The 20,354-nt window shown below is 70.8% G+C and carries 19 protein-coding genes and 1 tRNA gene; 5 read left to right on the top strand and 15 right to left on the bottom strand.

Features of this window, described 5'->3' with window-relative positions; all coding sequences use genetic code 11:
* Positions 1–85: 85 nt before the first annotated feature.
* From ACZ4TO_RS22570 to ACZ4TO_RS22560, 3 genes are all read right to left on the bottom strand, one after another.
* On the bottom strand, positions 86–1,936 hold the full coding sequence (locus tag ACZ4TO_RS22570; protein ID WP_382787615.1) for a tetratricopeptide repeat protein: 1,851 nt from the start codon (positions 1,934–1,936) through the stop codon (positions 86–88).
* Positions 1,937–2,162: 226 nt separating this feature from the next.
* Positions 2,163–2,236, bottom strand: a tRNA-Met gene (locus ACZ4TO_RS22565).
* Between the two features lie 42 nt (positions 2,237–2,278).
* Positions 2,279–5,266 carry a UPF0182 family membrane protein gene (locus ACZ4TO_RS22560; protein ID WP_468025066.1) on the bottom strand — a complete coding sequence of 996 codons (2,988 nt, stop codon included), beginning with the start codon at positions 5,264–5,266 and terminating at the stop codon, positions 2,279–2,281.
* Positions 5,267–5,430: 164 nt separating this feature from the next.
* Between ACZ4TO_RS22560 and ACZ4TO_RS22555 the strand changes: the two genes are divergently transcribed.
* Positions 5,431–5,973, top strand: a complete 543-nt coding sequence (locus ACZ4TO_RS22555; RefSeq protein ID WP_468025046.1) for a PPA1309 family protein — start codon at positions 5,431–5,433, stop codon at positions 5,971–5,973.
* Between the two features lie 114 nt (positions 5,974–6,087).
* On the opposite strand, the gene ACZ4TO_RS22550 is transcribed toward ACZ4TO_RS22555, so the two are convergent.
* The 4 genes from ACZ4TO_RS22550 to ACZ4TO_RS22535 all read right to left on the bottom strand — a co-directional run bounded on the left by ACZ4TO_RS22550 (position 6,088) and on the right by ACZ4TO_RS22535 (position 9,663).
* Positions 6,088–7,185 carry a YlbL family protein gene (locus tag ACZ4TO_RS22550; RefSeq protein WP_382787619.1) on the bottom strand — a complete coding sequence of 366 codons (1,098 nt, stop codon included), beginning with the start codon at positions 7,183–7,185 and terminating at the stop codon, positions 6,088–6,090.
* Positions 7,186–7,413: 228 nt separating this feature from the next.
* Positions 7,414–7,599, bottom strand: coding sequence for a hypothetical protein (locus ACZ4TO_RS22545; protein ID WP_382787621.1), 186 nt, complete (start codon positions 7,597–7,599; stop codon positions 7,414–7,416).
* 161 nt (positions 7,600–7,760) lie between these two features.
* On the bottom strand, positions 7,761–8,222 hold the full coding sequence (locus ACZ4TO_RS22540; protein ID WP_468025045.1) for a molybdenum cofactor biosynthesis protein MoaE: 462 nt from the start codon (positions 8,220–8,222) through the stop codon (positions 7,761–7,763).
* A gap of 325 nt (positions 8,223–8,547) precedes the next feature.
* On the bottom strand, positions 8,548–9,663 hold the full coding sequence (locus ACZ4TO_RS22535) for an SDR family oxidoreductase (RefSeq protein WP_328448447.1): 1,116 nt from the start codon (positions 9,661–9,663) through the stop codon (positions 8,548–8,550).
* A 190-nt stretch (positions 9,664–9,853) separates the two neighbouring features.
* On the opposite strand from ACZ4TO_RS22535, the gene ACZ4TO_RS22530 reads away from it, so the two are divergent.
* Both ACZ4TO_RS22530 and ACZ4TO_RS22525 read left to right on the top strand, forming a co-directional pair.
* Positions 9,854–11,296, top strand: a complete 1,443-nt coding sequence (locus ACZ4TO_RS22530) for a zinc-dependent metalloprotease (protein ID WP_468025044.1) — start codon at positions 9,854–9,856, stop codon at positions 11,294–11,296.
* Positions 11,293–11,814: an NUDIX hydrolase gene (locus ACZ4TO_RS22525; protein ID WP_385043248.1), complete on the top strand. Its 522-nt coding sequence runs from the start codon at positions 11,293–11,295 to the stop codon at positions 11,812–11,814. The genes ACZ4TO_RS22530 and ACZ4TO_RS22525 overlap by 4 nt, the downstream gene beginning before the upstream one ends.
* Positions 11,815–11,957: 143 nt before the next feature.
* Here the strand turns inward: ACZ4TO_RS22525 and ACZ4TO_RS22520 are convergent, their stop codons facing one another.
* The 4 genes from ACZ4TO_RS22520 to ACZ4TO_RS22505 form a co-directional block, all read right to left on the bottom strand.
* Complete coding sequence (locus ACZ4TO_RS22520; protein WP_382787630.1) at positions 11,958–12,713, bottom strand: AIM24 family protein; 756 nt, start codon at positions 12,711–12,713, stop codon at positions 11,958–11,960.
* A 16-nt stretch (positions 12,714–12,729) separates the two neighbouring features.
* A complete protein-coding gene (locus ACZ4TO_RS22515) occupies positions 12,730–13,410 on the bottom strand; it encodes an AIM24 family protein (protein ID WP_103548048.1) in 681 nt (226 codons plus the stop codon).
* Between the two features lie 11 nt (positions 13,411–13,421).
* Positions 13,422–15,116: a TerD family protein gene (locus ACZ4TO_RS22510; protein ID WP_385043251.1), complete on the bottom strand. Its 1,695-nt coding sequence runs from the start codon at positions 15,114–15,116 to the stop codon at positions 13,422–13,424.
* 128 nt (positions 15,117–15,244) lie between these two features.
* Positions 15,245–15,841: a M48 metallopeptidase family protein gene (locus tag ACZ4TO_RS22505; RefSeq protein ID WP_382787634.1), complete on the bottom strand. Its 597-nt coding sequence runs from the start codon at positions 15,839–15,841 to the stop codon at positions 15,245–15,247.
* Positions 15,842–16,059: 218 nt separating this feature from the next.
* Here ACZ4TO_RS22505 and ACZ4TO_RS22500 point away from each other — a divergent pair, with 218 nt between their 5' ends.
* Positions 16,060–17,250: a ThiF family adenylyltransferase gene (locus ACZ4TO_RS22500; protein WP_468025043.1), complete on the top strand. Its 1,191-nt coding sequence runs from the start codon at positions 16,060–16,062 to the stop codon at positions 17,248–17,250.
* Positions 17,243–18,619, top strand: coding sequence for an ABC1 kinase family protein (locus ACZ4TO_RS22495; protein ID WP_468025042.1), 1,377 nt, complete (start codon positions 17,243–17,245; stop codon positions 18,617–18,619). The genes ACZ4TO_RS22500 and ACZ4TO_RS22495 overlap by 8 nt, the downstream gene beginning before the upstream one ends.
* A 48-nt stretch (positions 18,620–18,667) precedes the next feature.
* Here the strand turns inward: ACZ4TO_RS22495 and ACZ4TO_RS22490 are convergent, their stop codons facing one another.
* The 4 genes from ACZ4TO_RS22490 to ACZ4TO_RS22475 all read right to left on the bottom strand — a co-directional run bounded on the left by ACZ4TO_RS22490 (position 18,668) and on the right by ACZ4TO_RS22475 (position 20,247).
* A complete protein-coding gene (locus ACZ4TO_RS22490) occupies positions 18,668–18,913 on the bottom strand; it encodes a hypothetical protein (RefSeq protein WP_468025041.1) in 246 nt (81 codons plus the stop codon).
* 142 nt (positions 18,914–19,055) lie between these two features.
* The gene (locus tag ACZ4TO_RS22485; RefSeq protein WP_339131344.1) at positions 19,056–19,379 is read right to left on the bottom strand and encodes a hypothetical protein; all 324 of its coding nucleotides are present in this window, start codon (positions 19,377–19,379) and stop codon (positions 19,056–19,058) included.
* Positions 19,376–19,744, bottom strand: coding sequence for a WhiB family transcriptional regulator (locus ACZ4TO_RS22480; RefSeq protein ID WP_028802016.1), 369 nt, complete (start codon positions 19,742–19,744; stop codon positions 19,376–19,378). The genes ACZ4TO_RS22485 and ACZ4TO_RS22480 overlap by 4 nt, the downstream gene beginning before the upstream one ends.
* Before the next feature lie 176 nt (positions 19,745–19,920).
* Complete coding sequence (locus ACZ4TO_RS22475) at positions 19,921–20,247, bottom strand: hypothetical protein (RefSeq protein WP_382787643.1); 327 nt, start codon at positions 20,245–20,247, stop codon at positions 19,921–19,923.
* Positions 20,248–20,354 lie beyond the last annotated feature (107 nt).

Raw genomic sequence — 20,354 nt, 5'->3', positions numbered from 1 at the left:
CGCGCAAATCCATTAACAGGGGGTCCGGATGGCCACTCCGCAGCCGGTCGACGTCAGGCTCGACCGGCCGCCGAGCGTCCCGTCCTCACGCCGACAGTTCCTCGCGCAAGGCGTCCCGCAGCCGTGCCGCCCGCTCCGCGACCTCCGGCGGGCCCAGCGACACGGCCCGGTCGGCCCAGCGCTGGCCCTCGGCCAGCTCCCCGCGCCGCGCGTACACGAGCGCCAGCCGGAGCGCCGCCCGTCCGTGGCCCGCGTCGGCCGCACGGGTCCACCACAGCGCCGCCTCCGGCTCACTGCCCTCGCGGGCCAGCAGCAGCCCGAGGTTGAAGGCGCCGTTGCGCGACCCGGCCTCGGCGGCCTCGCGGTACCAGCGCGCCGCCTCCACCACGTCGCCCCGCGCCGCGGCCAGCATCCCGACCCGCACCTGCGCACGCCGGTGCCCCTGGGACGCGGCCCGCTCGTACCACTCCTCGCACTCGCTCTTCTCCTGCGCGGGCTCCCCGAGTTCGTGCGCGGGCACCGGGGGCCGCCGGGCGTCGAGCACGGTGGCGAGCCGGTAGGCGGCCTCGGCGCTGCCCCCTCCCGCGGCGCACCGCAGATGCCGCTCGGCGGCGGGCTCGTCGCCCTCCCGCAGCCGTGCGATACCGACCTGGAGAGCCGCCTCCGTGTGACCGGCCGCGGCCGCGCGCTCGTACCACCGCAGGGCCGCGGCGTCGTCGCTCTCGGTGGCGCGCCCGGCGTGCAGGATGCCGAGGTTGAACGCGGCGTCCACGCTGCCGGCCTCCGCGGCCTTGGAGAACCAGGGCTCGGCCCCGGCCGCGTCACCGACCTGGAGCAGCAGGATCGCCAGGGCGTTGGCGGCCTCGCGGTGACCGGCGTACGCGGCCCTGCGGTACCACTGCTCGGCCTGCGCGGTCCGCCCCTGCTCGGCGCAGAGCAGCCCGAGGTTGTACGCGCCGTTCACGTCGCCCGCGTCCATCGCGGCGCGGTACCACCGCTCGGCGGTCTGGGTCTCACCACGCTCGGCGTGCAGCGCGCCCAGCGCGTTGGCGGCGTTCCCGTCCCCGTCCTGGGCGGCCCGCAGCCACCAGACGGCGGCACTGTCGGGGTCGCCCGCGTCGCGCAGCAGGAACCCGAGGGCGCAGGCGGCACGCGCCTCGCCGTCCTTGGCGGAGGTCAGGTACCAGCGCCCGGCCTCCTTGAGGTCGCCGCGCTTCTCCAGGATGGCCCCGAGGTGCAGCGCGGCCCTGCGGTGCCCGCGCGCGGCGGCCTGCCGGTACCACTGCTCGGCGGCCTGTCCCGCGGCGCCGATGACACCGTTGTCGCCCACGGCCTCGCCCGAATCCAGGGCTTTGCGGTCGAGCGTGCGCGCCAGCCGGTACGCGGCCTCGCGGTGCCCGCGCTCGGCGGCGGCCCGCATCCACTGCTCGGCACCCACGTCGCTACGATGCTCCAGCAGATCGGCGAGAGCGTACGCGCCCAGGGCGTGGCCCTGTTCGGCGGACTGGCGCAGCCAGTACTCGGCGGCGGGCTCGTCACCGCGCTCGCGGTGGTGCCGGCCGAGCGCGTGCGCGGCGGCGGCGCTGCCGGCGACGGCGGCGATCCGCCACCATCCGGCGGCCTCGTCGGCGTATCCGCGCTGGTAGAGGAGGACACCCAGATTGTTGGCGGCGGCACGGTCCCCCGCGGCGGTGGCCGCGCGCAACTGCGGTTCGGCCGCGTCGAGATCGCCGCGGCGCAACAGCATGGCCCCGAGGACGCTCTGCGCCTCGACGTCGCCGGCCTCCGCGGCCGACCACTGGCGCGCCTCCTCGGCAGCCTCGCCGGTCTCGTCCCGGTCGGAAGGCTGCGTGAGATCCGCAGGCTGCTCAAAGTCGGCAGGCTGCGCAAACCGCCCTGTATCCAACAGAGTTGCCTTGTCCCCCATAACGTCCATCGTCGCACCACCTGCTACCTGGGTACACCTGGTATACCGCAGCCAGTGAGGTCACTTCAGCGTTTTGTCGACATGCCCACAGAGAGACAAGTCAAACACAGAACGCTCAACTCCCCTCGCATGTCGTAGCACTTGATACGAGTCGGCAGGTCACCGGCGCACCCCGGCGTGGCGTCACACGTCGAAGGCCCGGATCCATGAACTGGATCCGGGCCTTCGACTTGAGTAGCGGGGACAGGATTTGAACCTGCGACCTCTGGGTTATGAGCCCAGCGAGCTACCGAGCTGCTCCACCCCGCGCCGTTGTGACTCAACCGTACCACGGCGCGGGACGGCCTCTGATCAGCCGCTTCCCGGGCTCTTCTCACTGCTCGGGCTGCCGCTCGGACTGGGGCCGGCGCTGGGACTGCCGGCCTTGTCCGTGCTCTTGTCCGTGCTCTTGTCGGCCGACTTGTCGGCACCGGAACCGCCGGCGGTCTTGTCCGCCTTGGTCTGTGCGTCCTCGGCCCGCTTCAGCGCGTCCTCGAGGTCCTTCTGCGCCTCGCCGTACGCCTTCCAGTCGCCCTTCTTGAGGGCTTCCTGGCCCTTGTCGAAGGCCTTCTGGGCGTCGGCGAGCGCGGCCTGGACCGTCGGGTTGCTCGACGTCGGCGGTTTCGTGGTGCTCTCGTCCGGCGGCGAGGTCGAACTCTCCGCCCCGAACACCTTGTTGAGCGCCTGTCCCAGGGTGTCCTCGAAGGCGGTGCTGCCTCCGTAGGTCACCAACACCTTGCGCAGCAGCGGGTACTTGAGGTCGCCACCGCGGACGTAGACCGGTTCCACGTAGAGCAGTCCGCCGTCGAGCGGCACGGTCAGCAGGTTGCCGTACTCGACCTCCGAGTCGCCGCCTCTGAGGAGCCTGATGGACTCGGCGATGGACGGCTCGGAGTTGAACTGGCTCTGCACCCGCTTGGGCCCGTCGACCGTTCTGCCGGTCGGCAGTTTCAGAACGCTGATCTTTCCGTAACCCGGCGTCCCCGCCTCGGCGTTGACCGACACGAACGCGCTGAGGTTGTCCCGGCCGTTCGGTGTCATCGTCGTCGTCAGCGAGAACGCCTGCGACGACTGCCCCGGCAGCTTCATGCTCAGGTAGTACGGAGGCACCGCGCTGCCCGACTTGTTGGTCGGGTCGTCCGGGACCTGCCACACCTCGCTGCCGCTCAGGAACGTCTGGGCGTCCTTCACGTGGTAGCGGGTGAGCAGCTCGCGCTGGACCTTGAACAGGTCCTGCGGATACCGCAGATGGGCCATCAGCTCCGGCGAGATCGACTTCTTCGTCTCCACCGTGTCCGGGAACGCCTTCATCCAGGTCTTCAGGACCGGGTCCTTGGTGTCCCACTGGTAGAGCTTGACCGCTCCGGTGTACGCGTCGACGGTCGCCTTCACCGAGTTGCGGATGTAGTTGACCTGGTTCTGCTGGGCCACCACCGCGCGCTGGTTGTTGGCCGCCGTCAGCGAGTCCGCCGTGGTGTCGCCGAGCGTGGTGCGCGAGGCGTACGGATAGCCGTTGGTGGTGGTGTACGCGTCGACGATCCACTGGATCTTCCCGTCGACGACCGCCGGGTAGGCGTCGCCGTCGATGGTCAGCCAGGGGGCGACCGCCTCGACCCGCTCCTTGGGCGTGCGGTTGTACAGGATCCGCGAACCCTCGCCGATCGCGCCCGAGTACAGGATCTGCGGTTCGCCGAACGCCACCGCGTACGCGGCACGGTTGACCGGGCTGGCGAGGCTGACCCCGCTCTTGCCCTTGTAGCTGGTGGTCTTCTCACCGCTGTCGTCGGAGTAGTCGATCTCCTTCTGGGGACCGCCGACGATCGAGTACTGGCTGGTCTTCTCGCCGTAGTAGATCTGCTGCTTGTACGAGCCGAGGTCGCCCTTGGACGGCAGGTTGTACTCGGTGAAGACCGGGCGCCCCTCGCTGTCGGCCGTGGTGCCCTTGGCCGCGACGACGCCGTATCCGTGTGTATAACGGAAGTGGTCGTTGATCCAGTTGTTCTTCGGGATGCCCGCCAGGTTCAGCTCACGCAGACCGAGGACGGTGTCCTGCTCCTTGCCGTCCTTGCTGTACCGGTCGACGTCCAGGTTCGACGGGAAGCCGTAGTAGTTCCGCACCTGCTGGAGCTGCTGGAACGTCGGCGACACGATGTTCGGGTCCATCAGGCGGATGCTCGCGACGGTGTCGGCGTCGTCACGCAGTTCGGCCTTGTCCTTGGTGTCGCTCGCCCCGGCGTAGTCCTGCACGACCGTGCCGTCGATCCCGTACGCCTCGCGGGTCGCCTTGAGGTTCTTCTCGACGTACGGCGCTTCCTTGGCCTGCTCGTTGGGCTCGACCTGGAACTTCTGGACTATCGCGGGGTACAGACCGCCGATGAGGACGGCCGACAGCACCATGAGGCCGAAGCCGATCACCGGGAGCTGCCAGGTGCGCCGCCACAGCGTCGCGAAGAAGAGCAGCGCGCAGATGACCGCGATGCAGAACAGGATCGTCTTGGCGGGCAGGTACGCGTTCGCGTCGACGTACCGCAGACCCGTCCAGTTGCCGGTCGCCTTGAAGTCGCTGGACTTCACCGCGAGTCCGTACCGGTCGAGCCAGTAGGCGACCGCCTTCAGGGCGACGAAGACACCGAGGAGCACCGAGAGGTGTCCGGTGGCCGCGGCCGTGGCACGCGCTCCGGGGCTGGTGATCCGCAGACCGCCGTACAGGTAGTGCGTGAGCGCCGCGGCGATCAGCGAGAGCACGGCGGCGGCGAAGCCGAAGCCGAGCAGGAAGCGGTACCAGGGCAGGTCGAAGGCGTAGAACGAGACGTCGAGGTGGAACTGGGGGTCCTTCTGGTGGAAGGGGACTCCGTTCACCCACATCAGCCACGTGCGCCACTGGCCCGAGGCGGACGCGCCGGCGATCAGCCCCACCAGGGACGTGATCGCGAGCAGCAGCCAGCGCTTGTAGGGCGCGATGCCCATGCGGTACCGGTCGAGGCTCTGCTGCTCCATCGACATGGCGCTCAGCGGCGGGCGCAGCCGGTGCGCCAGCCAGATGTTGAAGCCCACCGCGGCCGCCATCAGCAGACCGAAGACGAAGAAGAGCCCGATCTTCGTCCACAGGGTGGTCGTGAAGACCGACGAATAGTGGACCGAGCGGTACCAGAGCCAGTCCGTCCAGAACCCCGCGAACATGACGAACGCCATGGCCAGGACGGCCAGCACGCCCAGTGTCATGAGCAGGGTCCGGACACGCCGGGACGGCCGGCCCACTCTGATCCGTGACCCCGTCGGGCCTCCGCCGCGGTCCGGCATCTGGAAAGCCAAGGTGCGCACCTCGAAGTCGCTGTCGTTTCCGTCAGGCCCCCATGTCGGTGGACCGTCAGCAAGGCTCCGTGATCGGGGAGCCTCATCTATGCAACTTACTCACGCTTTACTCGGTTCCCGATTCAGGTCACGAACGAGGCAGGATTGTGACCATGTCCAACACTCCCATGGCAGCGAGCCCCCTGACCCGGGCCGTACTCGAGATCGACGAGTACGCATCCGGCCTCGGCTGGGACCAGCCCGCCCGCCTCTTCGCCCTCGTAGACACCGCACGGCTGCGGTCCCAGGAACCCGGCCTGGCCGCTCAGCTCGGCCTGGAGCACGAACAGGAGACCATCGGTCTCACCCCCGTCGAGCAGGAGGAGATCCCCGCCGGCAAGCCGCTGGACGAGTTCCTCGGCACCATCGCCTGGCCCGACGCCGTCGTCGGCTGCGCGCTCACCGTCGAGCGGCTGATGCTGCCGCCGTCCGCCGAGGGTTCGGTCCCGGAGGGTCTGAGCGGCAAGAAGCTCACCCAGTGGGTCGCCTCGCACCCGGACCGGCAGGAGGTGCGCATGACGGTCGGTGTCCTGCGCGACGGCACCCGCGACTCGGCGCTGCGGCTGCGCGAGAAGGACGCGGCGACCGAGGTACTCACGGGCGCGGGTCTCGTCCCGGGCCTCGCGGAGGCGCTGTCGGCGACGTTCGCGGACTGATCGGCGCACGGACGTGGCCGGGGGCGCCCCGCGTGTCGCGGAGCGCCCCCGGTCACGGACGAGCGGTGTCCTTCGGCCCTCGATCGGCGGCCCTCGGGCCCCGGGCGGTGTTCCTCAGCCCTTGGTGGAGCACTTGGGCAGGTCGGAGGTCCGGCCCGCGCTGATGTCCTTGAGGGCCTTCATCGCGTCGTCGAGGGTGTCGACCTTGACGAGCCTGAGTCCGCCGGGGGTGTCCTTGGCGGCCTCGGCGCAGTTGTCCTTGGGCGTCAGGAAGTACCGGGCGCCCTTGTTGCGCGCGCCGACCGTCTTCATGTCGATGCCGCCGATCGGGCCGACCTTGCCGTTGTCGTCGATCGTGCCGGTGCCGGCCACGAACTTGCCTCCGGTGAGGTTCCCCGGAGTGAGCTTGTCGACGATGCCCAGCGAGAACATCAGACCCGCGCTCGGACCGCCGACGTCGGCGAGCTTGATGTCGATCGTGAACGGGAACGTGTGGTCGGTCCCGGCCGAGATCCCGACGATGGCACGGTCGGTGCCGTCGTCGTCGGACTTGGCCGTGGTGATCGCCACGTCCTTGGTCGCGGTCGCCGTCGTGTGCTCCTTCGTGGCGGCGGCCTGCTCCTTGGCGGGCACGATCGTGAACACGACCTTCTCGCCCGGCTTGTGCTTGGTGACGAGCTTCGCGACGTCGTCGGGCGCCTTCACGACCGTCCCGTCGACGGCCTTGATGACGTCACCGGCGTGCAGCCGTCCCTCGGACGGGGAGTCCTTGACGACGGTGGAGACGATCACCCAGGACTTCACCGGGATGCCCAGCTCCTTCAGGGCGGACACCTTGGCGCTCTCCTGGGACTGGCTGAACTCCTCGGCGTTCTCCTGCGTCGACTGCTGCTCGGTCTTGCCGTCCGGGTACAGCGTGTCGTGCGGCACGATCTTGCTGTCGTGCGCCAGCCATCCGTACACGGCCTCGACGAGGTTCATGTTGTAGTCGGCGCTCGTGACCCGGACCGTGGTCATGTTCAGGTGCCCGGTCGTCGGGTACGTCTTGCGGCCGGAGATCTGCAGCACCGGCTCGCCGTCGTGATCACCCAGTGTGTTCACCGTGGGACCCGGTGACATCTCCGAGTACGGCACTTTGATGAACACTCCCGCGCACAGGAGCGCGATCAGGATCAGAGTGGAGGCGAGCATCGTCGCGGTGCGGCGTGGCATGGAACGACAGTACGGGACGGTGGTGTAAGCGCACCGTCGGGGCCGTCCGTACGTGGTGGCCCCGGAACACGTCCGAACGGCGCGAATGCCGTGTTCCGGGCGTTGCCGTGCCGTGTTCCGCAGGGTTCCCGACCGCCCGGAGCGTGGTCCCGGCGGACCGGGTCCGCGGTACGGCCCCTCGAACGCCTGGACACGTCGTGTCCACGCGCGAGGGACGGACCGTCGACCTCAGACCGCGTCGGAGTGGGACTTCTCCCGTACGTCCGTCCGCTCCATGGCCTCACGGAAGCGCGTGTATCCGGCGAGCTCGACACCGTCTCCCGCGGCCTTGCGATTCCGACCGGCCCAACTGCCCCACAGACCGGCACCGATCGCGGCCACCAGCGGAATCAGCAACCAGGCAAGCGCCGCCATGTCGACCTCCCAACCCCATGAGCGACCGCAACTGACTGATCAGCAGATTAACCATCCGCAGTGTCAACGCTCACGGCAGGGCCCCGGTTACGCAACCGGACGGCGGTATCGGTTCGTCCGGGCCCCCACGGGTTCCGGGGCCCGGGCATTCCGGGCGCGTCTCAGCAGGCGCCGACCCATTCGTCCGTGCCGTCGGAGAACCTCTGGTGCTTCCAGATCGGCACCTCGTGCTTGAGGTCGTCGATGAACATGCGGCAGGCCTCGAAGGCCTCGCCGCGGTGCGGGCACGACACGGCGACGATCACGGCCAGGTCCCCGACCCGCAGGTCGCCCACCCGGTGCACGGCGGCCATGGCCCGCACCGGATAGGCGGCGGCCACCTTCTCCGCGACGCGGCGCATCTCCGCCTCGGCGGTGGGGTGGGACGAGTAGCCGAGCGCGTCGACGTCGGCGCCCCCGTCGTGATTCCGCACGGTTCCCACGAACAACGCGGTGCCCCCGGCGGCCTCGTCCCCCACCGCCTTGAAGACCTCGTCCAGGGAGAGCGGTTCGTCGCGGATCGCGAGCAGCCGGATCGGGTCCTGCGCGGCCCGCTCACCGGGGTGGTCATTGGTAGGTGCCATGCCCCCCATCGTGCCGCACCCCGCCGACCCCGAGGAATACACCTTTCCCCCGGCACACACGCTCCCCACTTGGAGCCTCCTCCAGTAGGCGCGCGCCCGTCCGGACCCCCGGCGGGCGGCTCGATCCGCGCCCCGAGGGGGGCCGGTTCAGACCGGCGCGGCGGAGCGAGGGGGGCGATCCCGCTCGGACCCGGCGGAGCTCGGTTCAGCGCGGCACGGCACGGGACGGCGGCACAGCACGGCCCGCCCCCGGCCCCGTACGCCCCGCCGGGGACCCGCCCCCCGGCGGCTTTCACCCGGTTGCCGCAATGGTGCCGCGCCGGTGTCAGAACCTGCGCCGGGCCTTCCGGGCCCGGCGGACCACCGCGGCGGCGCCGAGCAGGGCCACCGTCGCGCCGGCCGCGCCCGCCGCGGTCGCGTCCTTGCGGCCCAGCCGCCGGCCGGCCACCGTGTGCCGCCCCGCGACCTCCTCCAGCAGCTCCGCCAGGACCTCCTCGTTGGTCCAGCGCGGCCGCCACCCTGCGTCGTGCAGACGGCTCCCGCTCACCACCCAGGGGTACATCGTGTAGGCGAGGTCCCCGGCGGGCGAAGGGGTGAGCCCGATCCGGTGGAGCCGCGCGGCGGCGCCCAGCGCGACCGCGGACGGCAGCTCCATCCGCCGGATCCCGCTCAGCTCCTCCACCTCCTCCTGCTCCAGCCAGCCGTCGCACCCGACGGCCAGCTCGCCCTCGACCTTCTCGACGACCGCGTACTCCAGCGCGGCGCACAGGTCCTCGACGTGACAGAACTGCCAGGCGGGCCTCGACCCCGCCACCACGAGCAGCCGGGGAGACTCGAAGTACCTGGTCAGGGCGGTGTCCGTACCGCCGCCGACGAGGACCGCGGGCCGTACGACGGTCACGTTCAGGCCTGGGTGCGCCCGCGGCGCGCGGCGCGCGAGCCGCTCGATCTCCAGCAGGTCGCCGACACCCGTCGCCTCGGCCGTCGCCCGCAGCTCGGCGTCCTCCGAGAGGGGCAGCTCGTTGTCGGGCAGCGCCCCGTAGACCATCGCGGAGGTGCACAGCACGACCCGGTGGACCCCGGCGGCCGCGGCGGCGGTGAGCACGGTCTGCGTCCCGCGGACGTTGTACGCCGTCCGGGCGGCCGCGTCCGTCTCCAGATCGAGGTCGAGCGCCAGATGGACCACGACGTCCGCCCCGCGCAGTTTCTCGGCGATCGCGGGATCCCGGACGTCCAGGATGTGCCACTCGGCGTCGGCGCACTCGCCGCGCCGCTCGTCGATGGCGACGACCCGCTTGATCTCCTCGCTGGCGGCCAGCCGCTCGGTGAGCAGCGCGCCCACACCGGCCGCCGCGCCGGTGACCGCGACGACGGGGCCGCGCGAGGCTGGGCTGGTTGAGTGGTTTCGCGCTGCGCGAACCTGCGGATCTGGGGAACTCACCGGGCGTCTCCAGCGGTTGTCTTCAGTAATGGACGCGTGTGACGCGTCCCTACCAGGTGGCATCCATCCTGCCGCAGGCGACGAGTCGGCGAAGCACCGAGGCCCGATCGGGTTCAGGTGTCTACGCTGGGTGGTGTTGTGGGCAGCCGCCGTCGGAACGAACCGGCGGCCTTACCAGCCGAGGAATCCCGTGAGTGACACCCCATTCGGATTCGGCCTTCCGCCGGAGGAGCCGGACAACGGCGACGAGGGCAAGAAGAAGGACCAGCAGAGCGGCGGTGGTCAGGGACCGTTCGGTTTCGGGCTGCCCGGAGCCGGCGGCCCCGGAGCCGACAATCCGCTCGCAGCGATGTTCGGCTCGATGAACCCGAACGACCTGGGCGCCGCGTTCCAGCAACTGGGCCAGATGCTCTCGTACGAGGGCGGACCGGTGAACTGGGACATGGCCAAGCAGATCGCCCGGCAGACGGTCGCCCAGGGCACCTCCGACGGCACCAAGGACGCGAGCGTCGGCCCCGCCGAGAAGCTCGCGGTCGAGGAGGCCGTCCGTCTGGCCGATCTGTGGCTGGACGACGCGACGTCCCTGCCGTCCGGCGCGGCCTCCGCGCTGGCCTGGAGCCGGGCGGAGTGGGTCGAGGCGACCCTGCCGGTGTGGAAGGAGCTCGTCGACCCGGTCGCCGAGCGGGTCGGCGCGGCCATGGGCGATGTGCTGCCCGAGGAGATGCAGGCCATGGCGGGCCCGCTGATCGGCATGATGCGCTCGATGGGCGGCGCCATGTTCGGCACGCAGATCGGCCAGGCCGTCGGCGTGCTCGCGGGCGAGGTCGTCGGCTCGACCGACATCGGTCTGCCGCTCGGCCCGGTCGGCAAGGCGGCGCTGCTGCCGCTGAACATCGAGTCGTTCGGCAAGGACCTGAGCGTCCCGCAGGAAGAGGTGCGGCTCTACCTCGCCCTGCGCGAGGCCGCCCACCAGCGCCTCTTCGCGCACGTGCCGTGGCTGCGCTCGCACCTGTTCGGCGCCGTCGAGGGATACGCGCGCGGGATCAAGGTCGACACCGCGAAGCTGGAGGACGTGGTCGGCCAGTTCGACCCGCAGAACCCCGAGGAGCTGCAGCAGGCGCTCCAGCAGGGCATGTTCCAGCCGGAGGACACGCCGGAGCAGAAGGCGGCACTGGCCCGCCTGGAGACGGCGCTCGCGCTGGTCGAGGGCTGGGTCGACGCGGTCGTCCACTCGGCGGCCAAGCCGCGGCTCTCCTCGGCCGACGCGCTGCGCGAGACGCTGCGCCGCCGCCGCGCCACGGGCGGTCCCGCCGAGCAGACGTTCGCCACGCTGATCGGTCTGGAGCTGCGCCCGCGCCGGCTGCGCGACGCCTCGCGGCTGTGGGCCTCGCTCACCGACGCGCGCGGTGTGGACGGCCGGGACGGTCTGTGGGCCCACCCGGACATGCTGCCGACGGCGTCCGACCTGGACGACCCGGACGGCTTCGTGCACCGCGAGCACATGGACTTCTCGGAGCTCGACAAGATGCTCGGCGAGGCCGCGAGCGGCAAGGCCGAGAAGCCTGACCTGACGAAGCACAGCGACTCCGACGACTCGGACGAGGACTCCGGCAAGGGCGACGGCACCGAGTGAGCCTGCACGACGACGCGGTCCTCGTACTGAAGGGCTACGAGGGCCAGGAAGAGCTGCGCGAGGTCTATCTGGACCACCTGTCGGCGCACCCGGACGGGATGTGGAAGTCCTGCCACGCCGGTCACCTCACGGCGAGCGCCCTGGTGATCGATCCCTCGCGCGGCCGTGTCCTGCTGACGCTGCACCGCAAGCTGCGGATGTGGCTGCAGATGGGCGGCCACTGCGAGCCGGGCGATCCGACGCTGGCGGAGGCCGCGCTGCGCGAGGCGGCCGAGGAGTCGGGCATCGAGGGTCTGACCCTGCTGCCGGGCGGCCCCGTGAGGCTCGACCGGCACCCCATCCCGGCGCCGTGCCACTGGCATCTGGACGTCCAGTACGCCGCCCTCGCCCCGGCCGACGCGGTCGCGGCGATCAGCGACGAGTCCCTCGACCTGCGGTGGTTCGCGTACGACGAGGTCGCCGAGGCGGCCGACGATTCGGTCGTACGACTCGTGGAGGCGACCCGCGCCCGGCTGTGACCGGCGCGGGGGCCCTCCGCGTGCAGACGTGTGAGCGGCTCGTCGGCATGTGAGTGGACCAGCGACAGGTAAGGGGCGACCGCCCATGGCGATCGCCCCTTACCTCTGTCCACCCGACCGTCGTCACCCGAAGGGCGGAACGGTCAGCTCCAGACGTTGCCCTGGTTCTGCGCGTGGACGCCCTGCTGCCCCATGCCGTACTGGGCGCGCAGCCCCTGGCCGATCACCGCGTTCTGCGGCGGCAGCAGCTCGCTGGGCTGCACGAGCGCGTAACCGCTGCCCATGAAGCTCAGCTCCCAGCCCTCACCGGTGTTGCCCCGGCGCCGCCACACACCCGAGGAGTGCGTCTGGGCCTGCATCTGCACCCGCAGACCGGTGGACCACGCGACGATCGCGTCGGCGTCACAGTTGACGTACTTGTCCGGGGTGACCTGCATCATCAGCGGCACACCGGAGGTCACCAGCGCGACCTTGCCGCGGCCGGTGATGTTGAGCTGGTACTTGCCGGAGCCGGAGATGCCGTACTGGCTGTCCACGGCGATGACCTCGTGGTGCAGCCCGGAGTCCATCGCCAGCACGTAGCTGCTGTCGACGGTCAGGCCGTCCTGGTCGACGTCCAGGATGTGCACGTGCTGGCCGAGGTTGGCGAGGTAGACCGTGCCCTGCCCGTGGCAGCGCATCAGGTCGAGTCCCTCACCGGTGTACGCACGCGCGCGGTGCTGGCTGCTGTTCTGGTACTCGGCGTCGAACTCGACGAGACCCTGGTACGCGACCATGGTGCCCTTGCGGGCGAGGATGTCGTCGTGACCTTCCAGGACGATGCGCAGCATCTGCGAGTTCTGCAGGCTGTAGCGGTCCTGGGTCTGCTGCTCGTTGTAGCCGAAAAGCGGGCTCTGCATGATGTCCTGCTCCCCCTCAGCCCCGGACTCGGAGGCGGTCGGTGCTGTCCTCGCTGGGCTGGACGACGACGATGCCCTGCCCGGAGAACGCCATCTGGAACGCCTCGCCGCTGCCGCGTCCGATGAGCGACTGTGCCTTGAAGCTGCGCTTGCCCTTCACCTTGAGGTTCGGGGACCAGGCGACGAGCGCGTCCGGGTCGACGTAGGTCTCGTCCTCACCGCCGCCGCAGTCGACGACGATCGGCTTGCCGCGGGAGGTCAGGGCCACCCAGCCCTGGCCGGAGATCTTGGTGTTCCACAGACCCTGTCCGGCGAACTTGGCGAGCCCCTTGACCCGCTCGACGCCCCAGGTGAGGTGGGCGTCGAAGGCGAGCAGATTGGTCGCGTTGACGGAGATCGCGTCACCGTTGAGGTTGATGACGACGACGTTCGCCCCGTAGTCGGCGAGATAGAGCAGCCCGTCGCCGGAGCACTTCATGAGGGGCGCGCCCTCGCCGGTCATCCAGTCGCGGGCGATCTGGCGGACGGCGGGCGGGTTGGGCTCGTACTGGACGAACCCTTCGTAGGCGACCATCGACCCCACGCGCGCGAGGAGGTCGTTTCCGGTCTGCATGGCGACCTTCAGCATGTGATTGCCGTGGTTCTCCATGCGCGCGGTGACGGGTGCAGGGGCGAAGCCCGCGAGTGGCTGGTTCATGACGGGCTCCCTCAGACCTCGTACGGCTGGACGACGACGAAATTGCCGGGCGCGGCACGGAACTGGAGGTTCACGCTCTCCCCGGTGTCACCGGCGTAGGCGTTCCGGCGCATCCTCACCTGGCTGGAGACGATCACCTGCGCGGCGGCGGACCAGGCGACGACGGCGTTGCAGTCGGCGAACGTCGTGGGCGTCACCGGCAGGACGACGGGAGCGCCGTGCGTCTTGACGACGATGGTGCCCGTCCCCTGGAACTGCATCGTGAACAGGGCACCCCCGGGGATGCCGTGGCCCTCGATGCGGCGGACCTCGTACTGGAGGGACTCGTCGAAGGCGAGGACGTTCTCCGCGGAGACGCAGATCGCGTCGCCCTGGAGCTCGATGGGGTGCACGTGGGTGGCGTTCTCGGCGAAGAACACCTGGCCCTGGCCGGTGCAGCGCATGAGCTGCATCTCCTGGCCGGTGGCGTTGCCCACGATGCGGCCGGCGAACCCGGCGCCCTTGTAGCTGAAGTCGACCTTGCCCTGGTACAGCACCATGCTGCCCTGGCGGGCCAGTACGGGCTGACCGCCGATACCGAGGTCGACGCGGATGAGCTTCTTGTTCTGCGGAGTCCACCGCTGGCCGGTGGGCGTCTCCTTGAAGGCGCTCAGCGCGGCGGTCACACCGGCCCCGCCCTGCGGAGCGCCCTGGGGTGCGCCGTAGGGGGACGGGGCGCCGGGCTGACCCGGGTACTGCCCCGGTGCCTGGCCGGGGATCTGGCCGTAGGGCGGCTGCTGACCGTATCCGGGGGGCGCCGTCGGGGGCTGCTGACCGTATCCGGGAGGCGCGGTCGGTGCCTGCTGGCCGTAGCCGGGCGGCATCTGGGCCGTCTGGCCGGGCTGCTGACCGTACCCGGGCGGCGGACCGGGCGGCTGCCCGTAGGGCGCGGGGCCCGGCGGCGGAACGGTGCCGCCCGGCGGGGTGTGCAGCGGCGCCACGATCGTCGGCGCGCCGTGCATCGAGGGCGCGGGGGCGGGCGTGGGAGCGTGCGGTGCACCGCCGGGGGGCGGCGCGAAGCCCTGCGCGGGCGCCGGAGCGGGAGGCGCGGGAGCGGGCGCCGGCGGCGCGCCGAACGCGGGCGGGGCGAAGGACGGAGCGGCGCCGGGCTGCGGCTGCGGGGCGGCGGCCGGCTCCTCCTCGGCGACCTCGCCGCCGAAGTTCTTCAGCAGCGCGTCGAGGCCGCCGTCGAAGCCCTGTCCCACGGCGGCGAAGCGCCAGACGTCCTTGAGGTAGAAGTCGCCCAGCATCACGGCACGTTCGGTGGAGAACTCGGCACCGCTGAACGCGTACCGGGCCACCTCCTCGCCGCCCGCGACGACGCGCAGGTATCCGGGTGCGATCTGCGACATCTGTCCGGCGCCGTCGATCGTCGCCGTGAACGACAGCTTCTGGATCTTCGCCGGGATCCGGTCGAGGGTGACCCGGAAGGACTCCGTGTCGCCCGACTGCGCGCCGAGGAGCTGGATCGACTCCTCGGGGGACTTCGGCTGGTTGAAGAAGACGAAGTACCGGTCGTCCGACAGCCGTTCCTCGGCGTCCAGGCCGAAGCAGCTGATGTCGAAGGTGAGTCCGGGGCCGGTGATCTGCACACCTACGTACAGATCCGTGCCCGCGGTGAGGTCACTGATCTTGGCCTTGTGGCCGCGTTGGAATTCCCTGGCCATGCGTAACGACCGTCCCCCATCCCGAATACGAGTGCGTCGCGTCAGGCTAACGGCAAAGTCCGGAAGTGGACGAAGCCGGTGCAGACCCGGTACACAATCGCACTCCGGGCGGGACGATCGGGCCGCCCCTACTCCTCGCGTGCCGCCGGGAGGTGGGGCAGCCGGTCCGCGGCGACGACGCCCTCGAGGTAGCCGCGGGCGCGCTCGGTGCGCGGATAGGCCTCCAGGAGCCGCCAGAAACGGGGTCCGTGGCCGGGCACGAGCAGATGGGCGAGCTCGTGGAGGAGGACGTAGTCGACGACGTACTCGGGCATGCCCTGCAGCCGGTGCGACAGACGGATGCTGCCCTCGGCGGGGGTGCAGGAGCCCCAGCGGGTGTTCTGGTTGGTGACCCAGCGCACCGACGACGGCCGCGCCCGGCCGTCGAAGTAATGGGCCGACAGCCGCTCGGCGCGTTCGGCCAGCTCGCTGTCGCCGAGCACACGCCTGCTCTCCTGGGCGGCCAGTTTGTCGAGCATGACCGACACCCAGCGTTTCTCCTCCGCCTCGGACATCCGGGCGGGGATGAGCACGACGGTGCGGTCGCCCTCGCGGTACGCGGAGACCGTTCTGCGCCGTCGGGCGCTCCTGCGGACCTCGATCGCGCGCGCCCCCGAACCGCTCGGCGGCGGGCTCGTCGTGCTGCGCTGAGATGTCGCGACGCTGTGCGGTGGGTCGGCGGGCACGGCCCCGACGTTACCTGCTGCACATGGCGAAAGTCCCGCCCCCGGGACGGTTCGATGCCGATCCGCGCCCTGCCCGATTGATTCGTACGACGAACGGTGCCATCTGTGGACAACTTTCGGCGGCGTCCGGCGGGCCCGGGCATGCTGGCACTCGGTCCGCGCCGCGGGAGTGCGCCGCGGACATACGGGGACGTACTACGGGTCTACGGGGGTAGGTCATGCATCCGATCGTGAAGCCCGCTCTGCGGCGCGGCTGGCGGGATCTCAACACCGTGCAGTTCGGGATGACACCGGCGCACGCAATGGTGCTGGGCCCGATGGACACGGCGACCGGCAGCTTCCTGGAACTGCTCGACGGGACACGCGGCATGCCGCTGTTGCGTCGGCAGGGGCGCGGGATGGGGCTGCCCGCCGGCCATGTGGACGGACTGGTGGACCGACTGGCCGAGTCCGGTCTCCTGGACGACGCGTCCGCGGGCGGCCCGGCCACGGACGCGCTACGCGAGAAGAAGGAGGTCATGGACCGGCTGCGGTCGGACCTCGCCTCCCTGTCCCTGGTCGCCCGCGAGCCGGGGGGCGCCGTCGAGCGTCTGGCCGCCCGTCGCCGGCTGCGCGTACGGGTGCTGGGCGCCGGCCGGGTGGGAGTCGTGCTGGCCGCGCTGCTCGCGGGAGCGGGGGTGGGCGAGGTCGACGCGCGTGACCTCGGTCACGTGGAGCCGTGGGACGTGGCGCCCGGCGGGCTGCCCGTCGAGTCCATCGGCGAGCGCCGGGAGGACGCCGCGCGGCGGGCGGTGCGCCGGGCGGCCCCCGACCGACCGCCCCGCGCCGTCGCCAGGAACGGAAGAGGAGAGGAGACACGCGGACTGTCCCTCGTGATCCTCGCCCCCAGGGACGGACTCGCCGTCCACGCGCCGGACCCCGCGCAGACCGAGGGGCTGATCGCCTCGGGGACACCCCATCTCTACGCGGGGGTCGTCGAGGCGACCGGAGTCGTCGGGCCCCTGGTCCTGCCCGGCGACACCGGCTGCGCGGGCTGCCTCGACCGGCGGCGCACCGACCTGGATCCGGCCTGGCCGCGCCTGGTCGCGCAGTGGCGCTCCGGTCGTCAGCGGCGGGTGGCCGCGTGCGATCTCGCCCTGGCCGCCGCGGTCGCCGGACTCGCGGCGAGCCACGCGCTCGCCTTCCTGGACGGCGATCCGCCCGGCTGCGCCGGGGCCCGCTGGGAGGCGTCACTGCCGGGCTGCGCGTGGCGGGCGACACCGGTCCCGGCGCACGCGGACTGTCCGTGCGGCACCGCGAGGAAAACAAATGGAGAGCGAACCCCCGAGGACGGCGAAGCACACGAGAGAATGGCAGGGCTACAGCCGCACGCGGCACAGCTTGCTGGGACCTGGAGGGCGCATGTCTGATCTTCCCCGGAAGGCAGTCACACGGACTGCCAAACTGGCCGCGCTGCCAATCGGCTTCGCCGGGCGGGCGACCTGGGGGCTCGGGAAGCGGATCGGCGGCAAGTCGGCGGAGATCGTGGGCCGCGAGCTCCAGCAGCGCACGGCCGAGCAGCTCTTCAAGGTCCTCGGGGAACTGAAGGGCGGTGCGATGAAGTTCGGGCAGGCACTGTCCGTGTTCGAATCGGCACTGCCCGAGGAGATCGCGGGCCCCTATCGCGCGGCGCTGACGAAACTCCAGGACGCGGCACCTCCCATGCCGACGCGCACGGTCCACTCCGTGCTGGAGGAGCGGCTCGGTGCGGACTGGGCCGACCTGTTCGTGGAGTTCGAGGACAAGCCGTCGGCGGCGGCCTCGATCGGCCAGGTGCACCGGGCGGTGTGGCACGACGGCCGGGACGTCGCCGTCAAGGTGCAGTATCCGGGGGCCGGCGAGGCACTGCTGTCCGATCTGACCCAACTCAGCCGCTTCGCCCGGCTTCTGGGGCCCCTGATCCCCGGCATGGACATCAAGCCGCTCATCGCGGAGCTGCGCGACCGCGTCTCCGAGGAGCTCGACTACGGCCTGGAGGCGCAGGCCCAGGCGGTGCACGCCGCGGAGTTCGCGGACGATCCCGACGTGCTGGTGCCCGCGGTGGTCCACCAGTGCGAGCAGGTGCTGGTGACGGAGTGGATCGACGGGGTGCCGCTGTCGGAGGTGATCAACGACGGCACGCCGGAACAGCGGGACCGTGCCGGGCAGTTGCTGGCCCGTTTCCTCTTCTCGGGCCCCGCCCGCACCGGCCTGCTGCACGCCGATCCGCACCCCGGCAACTTCCGCCTCCTGCCGGACGGGGAGAACGGCTGGCGGCTGGGCGTCCTGGACTTCGGCACGGTGGACCGGCTGCCCGGCGGACTGCCCCAGCCGATCGGCGATTCCCTGCGGATGACCCTGGACGGCGACGCCGAGTCGGTCTACGAACTGCTCTGTGAGGAAGGCTTCGTCAAGGAGTCGATAGACCTCGAACCCGACGCGGTCCTGGACTATCTCCTGCCGATCATCGAACCGGCCGAGGCGGACGAGTTCACCTTCACCCGGAGCTGGATGCGCAACCAGGCCGCCCGGATCGCCGACCCGCGCTCCCCCGCCCACCAGTTGGGCAGGCAGTTGAACCTGCCGCCCTCCTATCTCCTTATACACCGGGTGACCCTCAGCACCATAGGCGTCCTGTGTCAGCTCGGCGCGACGGTCCGGCTGCGCGACGAACTGGAGGAGTGGCTCCCGGGGTTCGTGCCCGAGGAGGAGCTGGAGGACGAGGAGTTGGACGAAGAGGTGTCGGCCGTCGAGGCGTGAGAGCGCGCCCCGGGCCCGGCCGACGGGGCCGGGTACTCGTCGGGCGGGCTACCACCAGGCCGAGTCGAGACGGCCCTCAATCGCTCTGAGATGGCTGCGGGCGCAGGTGTCGCAGAAGTAGAGGCGGGTGCCGTTCTCGACGGAACAGGTCCACGTCGACCGGGGGCCCTCGGCCGTGGTGCCGCACTCGGCGCACACGATCTTCTCGGCCTCGTCCGCGTCGGACTCCGGTGCGGGGCCGGTGGACTCCGGTGCGGGGCCGGTGTTGTCACTGTCTTCGGGAAGACTCGTCACTCGGGCGACGATAGCGCCGTGGCCCGCGGTTCGCGCGGTGCAACGCGACGCACCGCGGGGGCCGGTCCGAACGGACCGGCCCCCGCCACTTCCTGCGTGGATGTGCTGCGACTGCAACGGCTGCTACGACGCTGGGCGTCGATTACTGCATGACCGCCATGGCCAGCGCGCGCCGGGCTCGCATCGAAGCGCGCTCGGCCCGGCGCTGCATGCGGCGAGCGGCCGCCAGGCGCACGGCCTGACGTTCCCGCTCGGCCTGATGCAGTCGCTCGTGCATATGCGCACGAGCCAGGGCTTCTGGGATGAGTTGCATCTCTCGGGTCCTGTTCTGACGCGAGTCGTTCGCGCCGGTGGTGGCGAAGTCTGTGGTCGCGGAGCCTGCGGGCTCGCTCGTGGACGGCTTCATCGGGGCCTGTTTCTTGGGGTCGTGCGTCAGGGGGCGGTCGATCGTTCCTCGGATGTTCATGCCGCGACCGGGTTCTTGCGCGGGCGGCCACGCGGCCGCTTGCGGGCCACGACGACACCCTGGACGAAGAGCTCGCCACCCCAGACGCCCCAGGGCTCACGCCGCTCCTTGGCGCCGGCGAGGCAGGCCTCCATCAGCGGGCAGGTGCGGCAGAGAGACTTGGCGTACTCGACGTCGGCCGGCGACTCGGCGAAGAAGACCTCCGGGTCGTAGGAACGGCAGGGGACGGGTACGCCGAGGTTCTCGATGGCGTCGTCGAGCGCGGTGAGCGCGGTGAGGGGGATCAAGGTGGAGTCCTCCGTGAGGCCGGGCGGGGGGATCGTTTCGGAAGGCGGTACGGACGGGGCGTGCGCTTCGAGTTGCACGGTTCGTCTTCCTCGTCTGGTCGTGCCGGCCGGGGTCGGCCGGTTGGCGGCTGGTACCGGGTTCTTTTCTTGTCCCGAGGCCCCTTCGCTCTGTCGTCCCTGGTCGGGGACAAACAGAAGGGCCGCGGATCCCGGGTGGGGTTCCGCGGCCCTGAAGGCGCCGGCCTGATGGTGAATCAGGCTGGATCACTCCAGGGTTCAGGCCCACGGAAGGCCCACATCGTGTGGTGCTGCTGCGTCTGCTTCAGGGATCCGGCACCGGCTGCCGCAAAGGCATAGGCGTGCGCCTCTGCCACTACTGCCGCTTCCAGTGCCTGCGTCGGTCGCTCATTGCGCTCACGAATGGGAAGACCCACGAGAGACACGGAGGACGCCGGCCGGACGGCGCTGATGCCGGACAGACCGGTGCCCAGGTTCGAGACGCCGAGCGAGCACATGGAGACGACGACCGAGGGATCGGTCATTTTCACGGTGTTGATGGAGCTGGTGTCGATGCTGATCACTGGAATCGCCTCCTCTCGGCGTCTTGGGGGACCGGCGCGAACCGGTCCGACGGTTATTAAGTACAGCACGGAACCAGGGCCTTCGAGAAGGCCGCTGCTGCCGTGGT

This window comes from Streptomyces sp. NPDC028298, from assembly GCF_055565895.1.
This window is presented reverse-complemented; position numbering and strand designations above follow the sequence as displayed.